Source organism: Paenibacillus jepli, from assembly GCF_047238105.1.
GTDB lineage: Bacteria > Bacillota > Bacilli > Paenibacillales > Paenibacillaceae > Paenibacillus_D.
Window position 1 is genome coordinate 5,802,852 of sequence record NZ_JBDFMD010000001.1, and the last position, 15,059, is coordinate 5,817,910.

General features: G+C 57.2%; 12 protein-coding genes. 3 read left to right on the forward strand and 9 right to left on the reverse strand.

The window, feature by feature from the left end; genetic code table 11:
- Positions 1-8: 8 nt before the first annotated feature.
- From ABC336_RS24270 to ABC336_RS24295, 6 genes are all read right to left on the reverse strand, one after another.
- Positions 9-1,616, reverse strand: coding sequence for a response regulator (locus ABC336_RS24270; protein ID WP_413241106.1), 1,608 nt, complete (start codon positions 1,614-1,616; stop codon positions 9-11).
- Positions 1,613-2,959 carry an ABC transporter substrate-binding protein gene (locus ABC336_RS24275; RefSeq protein ID WP_413241107.1) on the reverse strand — a complete coding sequence of 449 codons (1,347 nt, stop codon included), beginning with the start codon at positions 2,957-2,959 and terminating at the stop codon, positions 1,613-1,615. Before ABC336_RS24275 ends, ABC336_RS24270 begins: the two co-directional genes overlap by 4 nt.
- 11 nt (positions 2,960-2,970) lie before the next feature.
- Complete coding sequence (locus ABC336_RS24280; RefSeq protein WP_413241108.1) at positions 2,971-4,674, reverse strand: cache domain-containing sensor histidine kinase; 1,704 nt, start codon at positions 4,672-4,674, stop codon at positions 2,971-2,973.
- A 383-nt stretch (positions 4,675-5,057) separates the two neighbouring features.
- Positions 5,058-5,903, reverse strand: a complete 846-nt coding sequence (locus ABC336_RS24285) for a carbohydrate ABC transporter permease (protein WP_413241109.1) — start codon at positions 5,901-5,903, stop codon at positions 5,058-5,060.
- Positions 5,900-6,862 (reverse strand): carbohydrate ABC transporter permease, encoded by a 963-nt coding sequence (locus ABC336_RS24290; RefSeq protein WP_413241110.1) that lies wholly within the window; start codon positions 6,860-6,862, stop codon positions 5,900-5,902. The genes ABC336_RS24285 and ABC336_RS24290 overlap by 4 nt, the downstream gene beginning before the upstream one ends.
- A 91-nt stretch (positions 6,863-6,953) precedes the next feature.
- Positions 6,954-8,309, reverse strand: a complete 1,356-nt coding sequence (locus tag ABC336_RS24295; RefSeq protein WP_413241111.1) for an ABC transporter substrate-binding protein — start codon at positions 8,307-8,309, stop codon at positions 6,954-6,956.
- Between the two features lie 186 nt (positions 8,310-8,495).
- On the opposite strand from ABC336_RS24295, the gene ABC336_RS24300 reads away from it, so the two are divergent.
- Together ABC336_RS24300 and ABC336_RS24305 are read left to right on the forward strand one after the other, a co-directional pair.
- Entirely contained in the window at positions 8,496-8,933 is a 438-nt protein-coding gene (locus ABC336_RS24300) for a VOC family protein (protein ID WP_413241112.1), read from the forward strand.
- Positions 8,930-9,517 carry a TetR/AcrR family transcriptional regulator gene (locus ABC336_RS24305; protein WP_413241113.1) on the forward strand — a complete coding sequence of 196 codons (588 nt, stop codon included), beginning with the start codon at positions 8,930-8,932 and terminating at the stop codon, positions 9,515-9,517. The genes ABC336_RS24300 and ABC336_RS24305 overlap by 4 nt, the downstream gene beginning before the upstream one ends.
- 263 nt (positions 9,518-9,780) lie before the next feature.
- On the opposite strand, the gene ABC336_RS24310 is transcribed toward ABC336_RS24305, so the two are convergent.
- A complete protein-coding gene (locus ABC336_RS24310; RefSeq protein ID WP_413241114.1) occupies positions 9,781-10,560 on the reverse strand; it encodes a MerR family transcriptional regulator in 780 nt (259 codons plus the stop codon).
- A 224-nt stretch (positions 10,561-10,784) separates the two neighbouring features.
- Here ABC336_RS24310 and ABC336_RS24315 point away from each other — a divergent pair, with 224 nt between their 5' ends.
- Positions 10,785-11,246 (forward strand): hypothetical protein, encoded by a 462-nt coding sequence (locus ABC336_RS24315; protein ID WP_413241115.1) that lies wholly within the window; start codon positions 10,785-10,787, stop codon positions 11,244-11,246.
- Positions 11,247-12,338: 1,092 nt separating this feature from the next.
- On the opposite strand, the gene katA is transcribed toward ABC336_RS24315, so the two are convergent.
- Positions 12,339-13,793, reverse strand: coding sequence for a catalase KatA (gene katA, locus ABC336_RS24320; protein ID WP_413241116.1), 1,455 nt, complete (start codon positions 13,791-13,793; stop codon positions 12,339-12,341).
- 162 nt (positions 13,794-13,955) lie between these two features.
- On the reverse strand, positions 13,956-15,056 hold the full coding sequence (locus tag ABC336_RS24325; protein ID WP_413241117.1) for a stalk domain-containing protein: 1,101 nt from the start codon (positions 15,054-15,056) through the stop codon (positions 13,956-13,958).
- Positions 15,057-15,059: the final 3 nt, after the last annotated feature.

Consider the following 15,059-nt stretch of genomic DNA (forward strand, 5'->3'; position numbering starts at 1 on the left):
TGCGCCGCCTATCCCGTCGCTTGGGTGCGGTATTCCGAAGGGGTCATGCCGGTGATTTTCTTGAACACTTGCGTGAAGTAGCGCGGATCCTGATACCCGACCAGAGGCGCCAGCTGGTACACCTTGACCTCGGTATGCTCCAGGATATAACGGGCCTTATCGATCCGGCAGCGGGTCAGGTACTCCAGGAAGGTCAGTCCGGCAACCTGCTTGAACAACGCGCAGAAATGACTGGTGCTGAGGCCGACGAAGTCCGATACCTCATCAATGCCCAGATCATTGCGGTAGTGGTTGTCGATATAGCGCTGCGCCTTGCCGATCAGCGCTGCGCCGTCTTGCTGATCCCGAGCGCCCAGCTGCAGCTCGGTCCAATGCCGATAGGCTTCCTTCAGCGCGGCAATCGCCATCTCCAGGGTGACCGCTTCCTCCATCTGCTGCAGCAGTCCGTCGATGGGCAGCTCGCTGGCGAGCTGCAGCTGGCCGAACTCGCGGTGCGAGACGATGGCGATCTCGGTCATGAAGCGCAGCAGTGACTCGCGGGACATCCCGCCGCCCTCCAGCTCCAGCTGGAGCTGATCGAGCAGCCCGAGCAGCCGAAAGAGGTCGAGAGACCGGATCGCCTGCATCAGCTCCTCCTCGATCCAGCGGGGATAAGGCCATTGCTCAGGGCGGCCCGTCTCTGGCGAGGTGTCAGGCCGGTCAGCGAATACCGTCTGCTGACCGGCGAAGAAGCGCTGGTACAGGGCGCTCTGCGCGCTGCGGTACGCGGCGTTGAGCTGGTCCAGCCCCCGCACCGGCCGGCTGAAGCCGACGGAACAGGCCAGCTTGGCGTAGGTTGCGATGTGCCGGACGATCTCCCCGCCCAGGCTTTCCTTGCGCCGGTCCATCTCCGCTGGGAAGAGCAGGATCCATTCGCCGCTATGGAAGGGGAACATCGCCAGCCCTTCGTTTTGCGCGGACCACTCCTCGAGAATATTGCGGACGGCGAACATCCAGAGCCGCTTCTCGTCCGGCGTCCACTGCTTGTTGACGGAGGCGAAACGGTCGAGCTGGACGATCGCCATCAGATAAGGCTGCTCGAGCAGACTCATCTCCAGCCATTTGAGATGCTGCAGAGGGCGTGAGTTGCCCTCGGTCAGCTCCGCGAGCAGCCGTTCGCGTGCCAGCAGCGACAGCGCCTGCACGGAGTGCAGGAGCTGATCGCTCTCCTCCCGGGCCCGCCGTTCGGCCTCCAGTTTGACGACGGACTTGCGGATGATATGGGTCAGCTCCTCATGATCGATCGGCTTCAGCAGATAGTCCGATGCGCCTTCGCGGATCGCCCGTCTGGCGTATTCGAAGTCGCCGTACCCGCTGATGACGATGAAGATGAGCCTGGCATCGCAGCTCCGCACTTCCGACATGAGCGCGATGCCATCGATGGAAGGCATCCGGATATCGCTGATAATGATGTCAGGCTTGTGCTGATGATACAGCTGCAGCGCCTCCTCGCCATTGCGGGCTTTGCCGACGATGCTGACGCCGAGCTCCTCCCAGGGCACGGCCGCTTCGAGCGAGCGCAGGATGATCGGCTCGTCATCGACAAGCAGGGCGGTATACGGCTGTTGTTTCATCATGGATTCCCCCCTGTACTGTTTCGTAGTTGCCAGTAAGCCTCAGAGGCATCGTCCATCTGCTGAAGCGCCTCCTCCGGCCGGATCGCCAAGTTGAGGAGCTGATCGTTGACCGCGAGGAATGTTCGCCTCACCTCGGGAGAGAGGACATTGTCATAGGCGATGAACGTCTGCGGTTTGCTCTCCATCAGCATGTGCAGCTGGGCGAATACCGGCCCCGTCCGGGACGGATCAAAAGTAATCGGCATCGAGGGCAGGCGGAGACCTTCATAGACGATCCGTTGCTGCACGTCTTCTGTATAGAGTCTGCGCATCAACTCGAGCGCCAGCTCCAGGCGCAGCCCGCTCAGTTCGGCTGAGAGCGCCAGCCCGATCGAGTAGCCGCCAGCCATGCTGCGGGTCTGACCTTGATGAAGCCCAGGGAAAGGCATGACGCCGATATCCCCGGGACCCAGAGCCGCATCAGGCGGGCTCAGCAGCGTAATGTCCCAATTGCCGTTGAGATACATCGCCGCCCTGCCCTCGGTGAACAAGGCGATAGCTTCTTCCGTCGAGACGGCAGAAAAACTATCATTGAACGCGCCCATCTCGATCCAGGAGCGGAGCAGCGCCAGCGCCTCCGTATAAGCCGGGTTGAGGAAACGCTCCTCCCGGCTTCCCCGGGCCAATGCACCGATCAGTTCCGGGCCGGCAAGCCGGTCCATCAGATAATGGGTATAGATCGCGCCGGGCCATTGTTCTTCGTTGCCCAGCGCAAATGGGATCGTACCCTGCTGAAGGAGGACCGGTATAGCCCGGGACAGCTCTTCCAACGTCGTCGGCGGCGCCAGTCCGGCTTGTTCGAACAGACGGCGGTTATAAAAGATCGGCTCGGCATGGCCCTCAAAGGGGAGACCGTAGATCCGCTCATCCAGCACCCACAGGCTGAGATCGTGGAAGCTGAGTCCCTCGGAGGCTACGAAGCCGGTCAGATCCATCAGCCGCTCGGAACGGGCATACGGCTCGAACTCGGCGCCGCCGAACAACACGAACAGATCAGGCGGGGTACCGGTGACCATCTCGCTCTTGAGCTTCTGCTCGCGGTGGATCGTCTGATCGATGCCCTCGAAGTTGACTTTGACATTGGCATGCTCCTGCTCGAAGCTGCGGACGGCATCCTCGAAGATCGCCAGGATCGGCCGGTCATGCTCCTTGGTCCAGAAGTGGCGGAAGGTCAGCGTTACCTTCTCGGGATCGGCTACTGCCGGCTGCTCGCGGCTTCCTGTGAAACTGTACAGGATCACGGAGGCAAGAGCGAGGCCGTAGAGCGCAAAGAGCAGCGTTTTGTTTCGTTGACGGACACTCATACTCTTCCTCCTCACGGGATAATCTTCGGCACACGGATACGGATGGTTGCGCCGGCTCCCGGAGATGAGCATATCATCATGCCGTAGGGCGCACCGAACCTGATCCTTACCCGTTCATGCACGTTGCGCAGTCCGACGCCGCGGTCCTTATCCTTCGCCTCTGACGAAGCATCCTTTTGTCCGAGCCGTAGGAGCACGCCTTCGTCGAAGCCCGGTCCGTTATCGGCCACCTCGATCCAGACATCGCCGTAGGCTTCATAAGCGCGGATATGAATCAGTCCCTGCTGCTTCATCGACTCTATCGCATGATAGAGTGCATTCTCCACGATCGGCTGTACGATCAGCTTTTGGGTCACCACATGCTCCAGCTCTTCCGGCAGCTCCAGCGTATAGTCGAACTGGTCCTCGAAGCGGAACTTCTGGATGTTCAGATAATGCTTCACATGCTCGAACTCGGTGCAGAGCGGGATGAGCTCCTTGTTCTCGCTGATGCTGATCCGCAGCAGCCTGCCGAGCGAGATGACCATACGGCTGATATCCTTGTTGCCCTGGAGGACCGCCATCGAGTTGATCGATTCCAGCGAATTGTAGATAAAATGCGGATTGATCTGCGCGACCAGCGCCTGCAGCTCCGCTTCCTTCTTGAGCTGCTGCTCGGCCTCGACCTGGGCGAGCAGATCGCGGATCTGACCGCTCATCCGGTTGAAGCCGTGGACGAGCATATCCGACTCGTCGCTGGGGGCGCCGGCGCGGCGGATCGGCTGAAAGCTGCGCTGCTCCACCCGGGCCATGCCGCTCACCGTATCGCTGATGCTGCGGACAAGCCGACGGACGAAGAAGCGGTCGAACATGAAGGCGGTCAGCAGGGAAAACGCACCGAGCAGAAGCGCCGTATTGCGGATCGGAATCGATTCGGCCTGCAGTGCCGTCGTCGGCGTGATGGCGATCAGATACCACTGCGGGTGATGCGACGGCAGATAGGTGATCAGCGAGCTCACCCCTTGATAATCATCAATATAATAGCTTTTGGATCCGGTCTGCTCCTCGCGCAGGAACGGGAAATCGACCCGCTCGCCGATATGTTCACCAGACTTGTCATAGATGATAGCGCCGTCTCTGTTTACAAGCAGGATATCGCCTTGCTCGAGCGTTGCCGTCTCCCAGAAGACCTGGTCGAGCAGCTCGGGCTTGATCGTGAGGACGAGGGAGCCGATATTCTCAAGCGAATAGTAATCCTTGATGACGCGGGCATGGACAAGTACAGGCCTTCCTGCGCCGGCAGAGCCGTTTTCTCCGGGACCGGACCAGACGGGACGGCCGGCTTCGCGGCTCATCTCATCGTACCAGGCCTGCTGCCGCAAGGGCTGCGGTTCGTCCAGCAGATTGTAACTGTAGACCGGCTGATCCTGGGCATAGAGACTGTAGGACTGGATCATCGGATGATGAATGAGCAGATTGTTGATCTCCTGGCGGCGGTCGTAATCCGGCGGGATGCCGGGAGATTTGAGCGTCTGCTGGATGACGGGCTGCGTGATGGCCGAGCTGGTGATCGTCGTCACTTCGCTGAGGGCGAACTTCAGCTTGCGGTCGGTTTCCAGCAGGGAGATCGAGTAGAAATGGCTCGATTTGGACTCGATCACGTCCGAGAACTTAAAGTACGAGATTGCCCCCATGACGATGACCGGAATAAACACAAGCAGGATATTGGCCAGCATGATATTGTGCCGCAATTTCAGAGCGATTCACACTCCTTTAAAAAGCATGGTGAAAAGTAGGCCAACGGGTAGTGGATCGTTCTGTTGTTCCCAGAATTCTTGAAATAACCTCTGAGAGAGGATGAATTCCGGGAACAGTGTATGCTTCCGAAGCTAGCTTTTCTGCGAAAAGCTTTCAGGCGAACGCTAAACGCTTTCTGCAAGAAAGCGACTTCGGAAGCATAGTCCAGCGCTTCTCCAGAATCGATCCACACCTCTCCGGCACTTATTCACCAATCTTTTATGAGGGTGCTCATGAAAGAAAAATGAAAGCGCCTGCTTCTACTATTCCTTGATGGCCGCGGCTTGTCAATAGCTGCCTGAACAGGGAGCGGTCCTAATCCTCAACTCTTCACCGCTCCTGAGGTCAGACCGGCGATGAACCAGCGGCTGAACGAGAGGAAGACAACCAGCAGCGGCAGCGTCGCCATGAAGGTCGCGGACATGATCATGCCGTAGTCCAGGCCGTCGCGGGTAGTGAACAATTGCTGCAGCGCGATCTGGATCGTATAGTTGCTTCGGTCCTTCAAGATGACATAGGGCCAGAAGAAGTCGTTCCAGATATTCATGAACGTAAAGATGCCTAGCGTCGCCAGAGCCGGCGTGATGATCGGCACGACGATGGTCGTGAAGATCCGCAGATGTCCGGCCCCGTCCATCCGGCCCGCCTCCAGCAGTTCGCCATGCACGGAGGTGGCGATATACTGCCGCATCCAGAAGATGCCGAACGCATTGACCATGGCAGGCACGATGAGCGCCTTAAACGTATTGATCCACTCCAGCTTGGTCATGATGACGTAAGTCGGCAGGATGCTGAGCTGCTGCGGTACGAACAGCGTACCCAGCACGAAGAAGAACAGGAAGTGCTTGTACGGAAAATCATACTTGGCAAACGCGTACCCGGCGAGCGAACAGAAAAACAGAACGGACAAGGTGACGGCCGAGGATACGAAGAGCGAGTTGCCCAAGGCGGTCCAAAAATCCATCCGGTCAGTTGCCCGGGTGAAGTTGGCGATGAACTGATCGCTGATCGTCACCGTCGGCGGCAGCGTGGAAGCCGCGCCACGAGGGTTGGAAGCGATAACGAACATCCAATAGAAAGGGAAAAATGAAACAAAAGCTCCGAAGCCGAGGAAGGCGTAATAGCCGATCTTGCTCGGCAGGCCGGGCTTGTCGCCAATCTTGCTCATAACGCACCTCCATCCGTGTCGCCGCTCATCCGGCGAGACACCCACATGTTGATTAGCGAGAAGACGATGGTGAACAGCAGGAGGAGCACGGCAGTCGCTGCGGCGGTGCCGAAGAAGCTGTTGCCAAACGCTTCGGTGTACAGGTAGATGACCATCGTCAAGCCTTCCTCACGGGTGGAGCTGGTGCCGCCCTGGCCGAGGTAGACGAAGGGTTCGGTGAACAATTGCAGCGAACCGATCGTCGACATGAGCACCGTGAAGAGGATGAACGGCTTCAGCAGGGGGAGCGTAATCTGCAGGAGCTGCTGGAAGCGGCTGGCGCCGTCGATCCGGGCAGCCTCGTACAGGTCTGTCGGGATGCTCTGCATGCCGGACAGGTAGATGATCGTGTTGTACCCGGTCCACCGCCACATGACCATCGTCGCGATGGCGATCTTGACGCCCCACCAGTCTGACCCCCAGGCCGTAGGGTCGATCCCGATCTGCGCAAGCAGCCAGTTGGCCATCCCGCCGTTGCTGAAGAAGGCGCTGAAGACGAGCGTCACGGCAACGATCGACGTAATATTCGGCATGAAGTATAACACGCGGAAGGTCTTTTTGAACTTCGTAATCGATGAGTTCAGGAAGACGGCTAACAGCAGCGCGAGGATGAGCTGCGGGATCGTGCCCAACGCGCTGATGAGCAGCGTATTCGTAAAGGAGGTCCAGAACAGCGGGTCTTCCGTGACGAACTGGTAATTCTGGAAGCCGACGAAGCTCATCGGTCCGAGTGCATCCCACTTGTAGAAGGACAGATAAAAAGTAAACAGAATCGGATATAGGCCAAAAATCGCGAACAGCAAAAAGAAAGGTGAAATGAACAGATAAGCTGTCAGACTGCTGCGCTTGCGTTCGGTCAGCCAGCCCTGCTTGCGGACGGCAGCGCTGCGGGCGGGGGCAGCGGGTTGAGACTGGGGCATGATGCACCTCCATACGATTTCAATGCGGCGAGTCCGCAGGAGAAACTCCCGCGAACTCGCGTTGGATTGCTATAGCTTAAGGGTTCGGCTGTCAGCTGCGGGCGACGAGGCGTTCGATCTTCTCGATCGCTGCTTGCCATTCTTGCTCCGGATCGGCATTTTTCTCTTGCACGTTCTGCAGTGCTTCCTTGATGAAAGCGTCCGTCTGATCGTGCAGCGGACCGTAGTAGACCGACTGCACGCGGCCGGCTGCTGTGGCGAATGCGGCAGCGGACGGCTGGCCGCCCAGGAATTCATCCGTGAAGTCCGTGAACGTCGCGTCTTCGAACAGTGCCGGGGTCGAAGGCATCAAGCCTTTGTCCTCAAACGATTTCAACTGATTCTCTTGGTTCAGCATCCAGCTGATGAAAGCAAAGGCTTCTTCCGGATGCTTGCCTTCCTTCGGCAGCGACAGGAACGATCCGCCCCAGGTGCCTGCGCCTTCTGGAAGCTGGGCGATCCGCCACTGGCCTTCGGAATCCGGACCATTGCTCTTGATGTTGCCGAGCATCCAGGCCGGGCCGGGCAGGACGGCAAAGCCGCCGTCATTGATCGCTTGCGTCCAGTCGGGCTGCCAGAGCTGGTTCGGAGCGACCCAGCCTTCCTGGATGCCTTTGACGGTGAAGTCATATGCTTTTCTGACTTGCGGGTTGTCGGCACCGATGAACGAGCCGTCGTTTTTGTCGTAGTAGATCTGTCCGTCGGATTGGTCACGCAGCGCGTTGTAGATCAGATCGCGCGAATCGACGAACGCCTTGCCGGTTTTGTTTTTGAAGTCCAAGGCAACCGTAGCGAATTTGTCCCACGAATCGATAGCGGCAGTGAATGCGTCAGGATCCGTCGGGAGACCCGCTTCCTCGGCGAGATCGATACGGTAGTAAGCAACAGTAGGCGCGATGTCCGTAGGCAATCCGATCTGGAACGCACCGTCGGTCGAGGTCGCTTGCTGCCATTTCCAATCCAGGTACATGTCTTTCAGGTCGGCTGCGCCCAGGTCATTGAGATTGTGGAATTTGTCTTGGGCGCCGATGAACCGCTCCATGAAGCCGATCTCCAGCTGGAAAATGTCCGGTGCACCGGAGTTGGCGGAGAGGGCAGTCGTCAGATTATTGTGGTGAGCCGTCTGATCGCCAGTGTTCTGAACCGAGATCTTGATGTTCGGATGCTCAGCCATGTACTCCTGGGCCAGCTCCTCGTAATTGACATTGCCCAGTGTCCAGAAGGACAGCTCGATCGTCTCGCCATTACCGGCTGCTGGCGGGTCATTCTTTGGCGTCTCTTCGGCGCCGCCGGTGTCGGCGGGCGGTGTGTTGGTCTCTGTAGAGTTGCCGCTGCTGCAGGCGGCGACGAAGATCAGCATCGCGCATAGCGCGATCAGCAGCCAAGGTTTGGACTTGCGGTTGGACATAGTGGTAATACCCCTTTCATTTCAACGAATGGTTACATCTCCCACTATAAAAGAGCGGGCTTGAAATGAAGAGGCGGCATATGGACGATTTAGGGTTGAAATTATTATGATCGGACATTTTACATACATACTGTATGTATGTTAAACTGTAATCAGTTCATTGAAAGAAATGGAGGAGGAAGGAAGATGAAAGTAAACAGCTTTTATCCTGTTCTGATGACAGACAAGGTGGCGGAGACGGCAGCGTTTTATACCCGGTATCTCGGGTTCGAGACGACGTTTGAGGCAGACTGGTATGTAAGCTTGCGCTTGCAGGGGACAGGGGCGGCCTATGAGCTGGCGATCCTGGACGGCACTCATCCGACAGTACCTGAGGCTTACCGGACCGCGGTGCGGGGGATGATCCTGAACTTTGAAGTGGAGGATGTAGACGCGGAGTACGAGCGGTTGATCAAGGAGGCGGGGCTGCCGCTGCATCTGGAGCTCCGGGATGAGGAGTTCGGGCAGCGACACTTCATCACCAGCGACCCGAGCGGCGTGCTGATCGACATGATCCAGGTCATCCCGCCGACAGAGGCTTTCTTGGCGCAGTATACCGATGGTGCTGCGGTGGAGCGGTCATGAGAAGGACGAAGGAAGCGGCATCCGAGACGATCAATCAGCTGTTGGCGTTGGGCAAGATCTACTTCGCGGAGCGGGGCTATGCGGATGCCTCAATGGAGGAGCTCGTTCAGGAGGCTGGGCTCACGAGAGGGGCGCTTTACCATCATTTCGGCAGCAAGCAGGGACTGTTCGAGGCAGTGCTGACCTCGCTGCAGGAGGAGATCGGGGAGCACGTAGCGAGAGAAGCGGAGGCTGGCAGCGATCCATGGGACGAACTGCTGCGCGGCTGCCGGGCGTTCATCACAGCGGCTGTCGAGCCGGCCCACCGGCAGATCCTGCTGATCGACGGCCCGGCGGTGCTGGGCTGGGAGGCGTGGCGGCGGATGGACGAGCAGAACGCGATGCGGCACCTGAAGGAGCAGCTGCAGCAGATGCAGGAGGCCGGCTGGCTGCGGCCGGTGCCTGTCGAGGCGCTGGCTCACCTGCTCTCCGGCGCGATGAACGAAGCGGCGCTCTGGCTGGCCGGACTTCCGGACTCCACTCAGGCGCTGGAGGAGACGATGACAGCACTGGAGCAACTGTTGTCGGGGTGCAGAGTGCACTGACTGGATGATAAGGATGGCTTCGGCCACAAAAAGGCTCGCCCCGCAGCCACTAGTTGGCTAGCGAGCGAGCCTTAATCCATTTGTAGCGCCAGTCCGTCCGGGCCCTTACACGGGTTGCAGCTAAAGAAAGTTTCCTTGGAGCATCTCATAGACCTCGCACGGGCGACTGTAGCGAAAGAAAGTTTCCTTGGAGCAGCCCATACCCTCCGCAAGGATAGCTGCAGAGAAAGAAAGTTTCCTTGGAGCACGTATTCAGTCAAGTGCTAGCCCTGCTCCACTTCGCCAGTCATACCAGTGTAGATCCGGACTGCATCTCGCAGGAAGACGGCTGTCCCCGGATGGTCTTTGTCATAGTGGGCCGTGAAACGCTCATCGTCCACATACATCTGGGCAACGCCGGCATGGGCTTCTTTGGCGTATGTTCCCCAATAGAACGTCAGCCACTGTCTGTGCAGATCGGCTGCTCGTTGCGCGAGCTCCGATGCGGGATCACCTACGGCAAAGGCTTGCGCGAGCACGTCGTAAAGCTCGGCTGTCAGACACTCATGGGCCTCATGCTGCTCCGGCGTCTTGGAGAGGAAGGCCTTGTTGGAGCGGTCGATGGCTTCGTCCCCGTACTTTGCCCGGATGTCCTCGCCATATTTACGCTCATTTTCTTCTACCTGTTCTTTTTTGAAGCCTTCAAATTTTTGACGGTCTGTCATCGTTATCATCCCTTCTTTTTGAGCGATCGTCTGCTCTACCGTGCGGATCAATTGATCGAGCTGCTTGCGCTTATCCAGGAGCATCGCGTGATGCGTCTTCAGCGCTTGCCGGCTGTCAAAGGAAGGGGAAGCCACAATCGATTTGATCTCTTCCAGTGGCAATCCCATCTCACGATAAAACAAAATTTGCTGCAGCAGATCCACCTCAGCCTGGCCATAGATCCGGTATCCGGAAGAGTTGATGCGGGACGGCTTCAAAAGATCGATCTCGTCATAGTACCGCAGCGTGCGTGTGCTGACTCCCGCCATTTGTCCCAGTTTATTGACCGTATATTCCATTTCAGCCGCCTCCTCGTTTGTACCGTATAGTATAGCTTGCTTTGTGGCTGCAGGACCATACTACACCTTTACGCAACGTCAATGTCAACAGCGGAAACTGGCAATGTAAATAATCATACATTGACCGATATGGTTATCATTGCTAAAGTTTGGGTAATGGCAACTGGGAGATTATACATAGTAGAAGGACTCCCTATTGTATCCATCAGAGGAGGAGCAGGGTCATGGAAGAAGAACGCAAGTTGGCTATGCCCATTTTGGGCGCATTGGTGGCCGCGCTGCTCGGCGGCGTACTGTGGGCAGCGGTGGTGGTCATATCGGATTATGAGCTGGGCTTGGTGGCCTGGGCAATCGGCGGGATGACGGGCTTTGCCGTAGGTTTTCTCTCAGACAGACGGGCGACGCAGGTGCATCAGATCATTGCAGTGGCGGCCAGTCTGGTCGGTATCCTGCTGGGCAAGTTTTTTGCATTCAGCTACATACTCAATGATGGATTAACGGACTTTTTCGCGTCATTTGTCGTCTCGTTGTTTATGGAATTTTTCCCGGAGCTGTTCTCGATGTTTGATCTTCTGTTCGTGTTGTTCGCGGTACTGACCGCCTGGCGTCTGCCGGCGGCGATGTCGGCCAAGCCGCAGCAGCCGAGCGAGCATCAACCGCCTGCTTCGCCGGCTGATCATACCTAGCAAGTCCGCAAAAAGCCTCCCTCTCCACACATAAAAGTGGGAGGGAGGCTTTGTCGGAATATAAAGTATATGTTTTCACATCTACTTGGCTTCTATTTCTCCGGAATGAAACGCGCTGCGCTCAGAGTTTTGCGAAGCAAAACTGGCATCGTAAGCACACAGCGACAGCCGTTTCACCTTATACTTAATAGCTATATGCTTCCGGGCCCCCTCCGCAAAGTACATAAGCACGCTTCGAAGCGAAGCCACACTTTAGTCGGGTTATTTACTTTGGGGCCGAGTCCTGCGTTATAAGGGCGTTTGCAAGACTAGAAATTAGCCATGCAATGCGCCATGTGCCGAAAACCAGAGCTCTAAGTATAGAAAGTAGACTTACAGCCATCCGCCCGCCGGAAATCCGTGCTCCAAGTATAGAAAGTAGCATTACAGCTTGCCACCCGCCGAAAATCTGAGTTCCAAGTATAGAAAGTAGCATTACAGCCCGCTTCTTGTCTCTTGCCAAAAACCAACCCCCGCCTTCGACAACGAGGCAGGGGCTGTTTGCTTGTTTAACTAACGGCATAGCCGTTTCACCTTGATAGTATAGCGTATGGCTCCTGGTAGTCAGGCTAGAAAAAATGCGACATTAGCGGCAGAAAGGGTCGCTGCAGCAGCTCAAGCCGTAGATTGCTCACAATAGCGGCAGAAAGGGTCGTTGGAGCAGCTCAAGCCGTAGATTGCGACGCAATAGCGGCAGAAAGGGTCGCTGCAGCAGCTCAAGCCGTAGATTGCGACACAATAGCGGCAGAAAGGGTCGTTGGAGCAGCTCAAGCCGTAGATTGCTCACAATAGCGGCAGAAAGGGTCGCTGCAGCAGCTCAAGCCGTAGATTGCTCACAATAGCGGCAGAAAGGGTCGCTGCAGCAGCTCAAGCCGTAGATTGCGACGCAATAGCGGCAGAAAGGGTCGCTGAAACTGCTCATGCCGGGGATTTCGTGGCACTAGCGACTGGTCTGACCGTTCACGGCGCTCCGTAAGTACCCTTTCTTCTAACAGCGCGCCGGAGTTGGGCGTCTTTCAAGGACGCCGGCAGGCGTTTTTCTAAGTCCTTACGTTATTCTGATGTCGGTACCGGCAAGCCGAGACCTTCGGCGACCAAGCGGCCGTAGTCGGGATCGGCTTTGTAGAAATGACCGATCTGACGCAGCTTGATCTCATCGCGCTCGACAGGAGCCATCGCACCGACGATGTTGCGTGCGAGCCGTTGCTGCTCCTCCGGCGTCATCAGCCGGAACAGGTCGCCTGCCTGGGTATAGTGATCGTCGCTATTATAGGCCACGCTGTCTGCCATGCCGGAGACAGGGTAGGCTGATGTCCGGTGAGCAGGAGATTCGGCCGGCCCGCCATAGCTGTTGGGCTCATAGTAGACGGAGCCGCCGCCGTTGCCGTCGGAGCGCATCTGGCCGTCCCGCTGGTAGTGATGCACCGGGCATTGCGGACGGTTAATCGGCAGCGTGTTATGGTTGGCGCCGACCCGGTAACGGTGGGCATCAGAGTAGGCGAACAGCCGTCCCTGCAGCATTTTGTCCGGCGACGCTTCGATACCGGGGACGAACGAGCCGGGGGAGAACGTCGCTTGTTCGACTTCGGCAAAGTAGTTCTCGGGATTGCGGTTCAGCACCATCCGTCCCACCTCGATGAGCGGATAATCCCGCTGCGACCACACCTTGGTCACATCGAACGGGTCAAAGCGGTAGCGGTCCGCATCCGCCTCCGGCATGATCTGAACATAGAGCCGCCAGGCCGGGAAATCACCTGTATCAATCGCCTTGAACAGATCTTCGATATGGTAATCCGGCTGCTCGCCGGCTAGCCTAGCGGCCAGATCGACGTCTAGGTTGCGGATGCCCTGCTCTGTCTTGAAGTGATATTTCACCCAGACCGCTTCACCCTCCTGGTTCACCCATTTGAAAGTATGGCTGCCAAATCCGTGCATATGCCTCAAGGTCGCAGGGATGCCGCGATCGGACATCAGGATCGTCACCTGATGCAGCGACTCCGGAGAGAGCGACCAGAAATCCCATACCGCATTCGGATTTTTGAGATGTGTCTGCGGATGACGTTTTTGCGTATGGATGAAGTCAGGGAACTTGATCGCATCGCGGATGAAAAAAACCGGCGTATTATTGCCTACCAGATCATAATTGCCCTCGTTGGTATAGAATTTGACGGCGAAGCCGCGGGGATCGCGCACGGTGTCGGCAGAGCCCAGCTCGCCGGCAACGGTGGAGAAGCGGATGAACATCGGTGTGCGCTTGCCAATTCCGGAGAGGAAGTCGGCTTTGGTATACTGGCTTACATCGCCGGTCACTTCAAAGTAGCCATGCGCGCCTGCGCCTTTGGCATGGACGACGCGCTCGGGCACGCGTTCGCGGTTGAAGTGGGCCAGCTTCTCCAGCAGATGCACGTCCTGGATCAATGTCGGGCCGCGGTTGCCGGCTGTCATCGAATGCTGGTTGTCGCCGACCGGGGCGCCCCAGCTTGTAGTTAGTTTGTTAGTATTGGTCATCGTTGTTCCACCTCGTTTTGGAGTCGTATGTCTTCCTCTACTATATTTTATTGTTAATTGAAAATCAATACTAAATTATAATTATTATAAATAAGGTGCATAAGAAAGCCCCGTCAGTCATCCAGGATGACTTAACGGGGCGGGGGTTAGCGTGTATGCATGTTACTCAAACGCGGTAAACGGCACCGGGAATTCCGGGATGCCTTCCGCATATGCGGTGTATTCGTATACGCCGAAGTAGACGACAATGGCGTCATGCTTCAGGAAGAAGTTCTGATCGGCTGTATCAATCGACTCGAACGGCTCCATGAAGTGGTAGGCTCCTGCATCGAGCTGACGCTGGATGGAGTCGTTGATCACCTCAACGTAATCTGCACGGCCGTTGGCAGCATCCTGAAGCGATAACTGCTCGCCGGTCGTCAGGTCAAAGGTATAGGCGGCCCGGTCGGTGATGCCGTGCGCACCACCGGTGTAACTGTAGTAGTCCACATACAGGCTCAGCTTGTCCTGCTCGTTGTAGGTGACGAGGTAGGTGCCATCAAAGCTTACCGGCGGGATAGTCAGGTCGGGATTATCCGCCTCGGCGGCATCATTCTCCGACTGGGCCCGGGCGATCTCCTCGGCGCCAGCCGCAGCGCGCTGCTCGGCCTGCTCCTTCAAGAAAGCATTGACACTTGCCTGGGCTTCTTCATCGGCATATCCCGATACCTGCGGATAATGAACAAGCACATGCGGTTCACCTTCCCCGGACTCGATCTTATGCGTCTCGATCGTCAGGTCGTTTTCCTGAATCTGCGTGATGCCTACCGTCTTGGCTGCAGCATCGTAAGAGATGCCATAGCCCATCCGCTCAAGGAGGAAGCGGACCGGCATATAGGTCGTGCCGTCCTGCACGATCGCGGACATGCCATAGACACGCTGGTCATTAAAGAAGTACGCGCTGACAGGCTCGGACAGATCGATAGTCATCGTCCGGTTGTTGCCCTCGACATGCACCTCCCGATTGATCGGGCTGTAGTTGGTATTCAGGCCAAGCGATGTGTTGAGCGAGCGCAGCCCGATATACGTCGTCCCATCGATATTGATGGTCGGCAGATCCACGCGAGTGCCGTCGATCGCATACGTCTGCGTCTGCACCAGGTGTTGTGCAGAGGCTTGCGGGATAGGCGCCGCAACCGCCGGTACGGATAACGCGATGGCAGCGGCCAGCGCGATCATTGGCGTTTTTTTGCTTCTCTTCTTCACAGGTTTTGGTCTCATCATGGG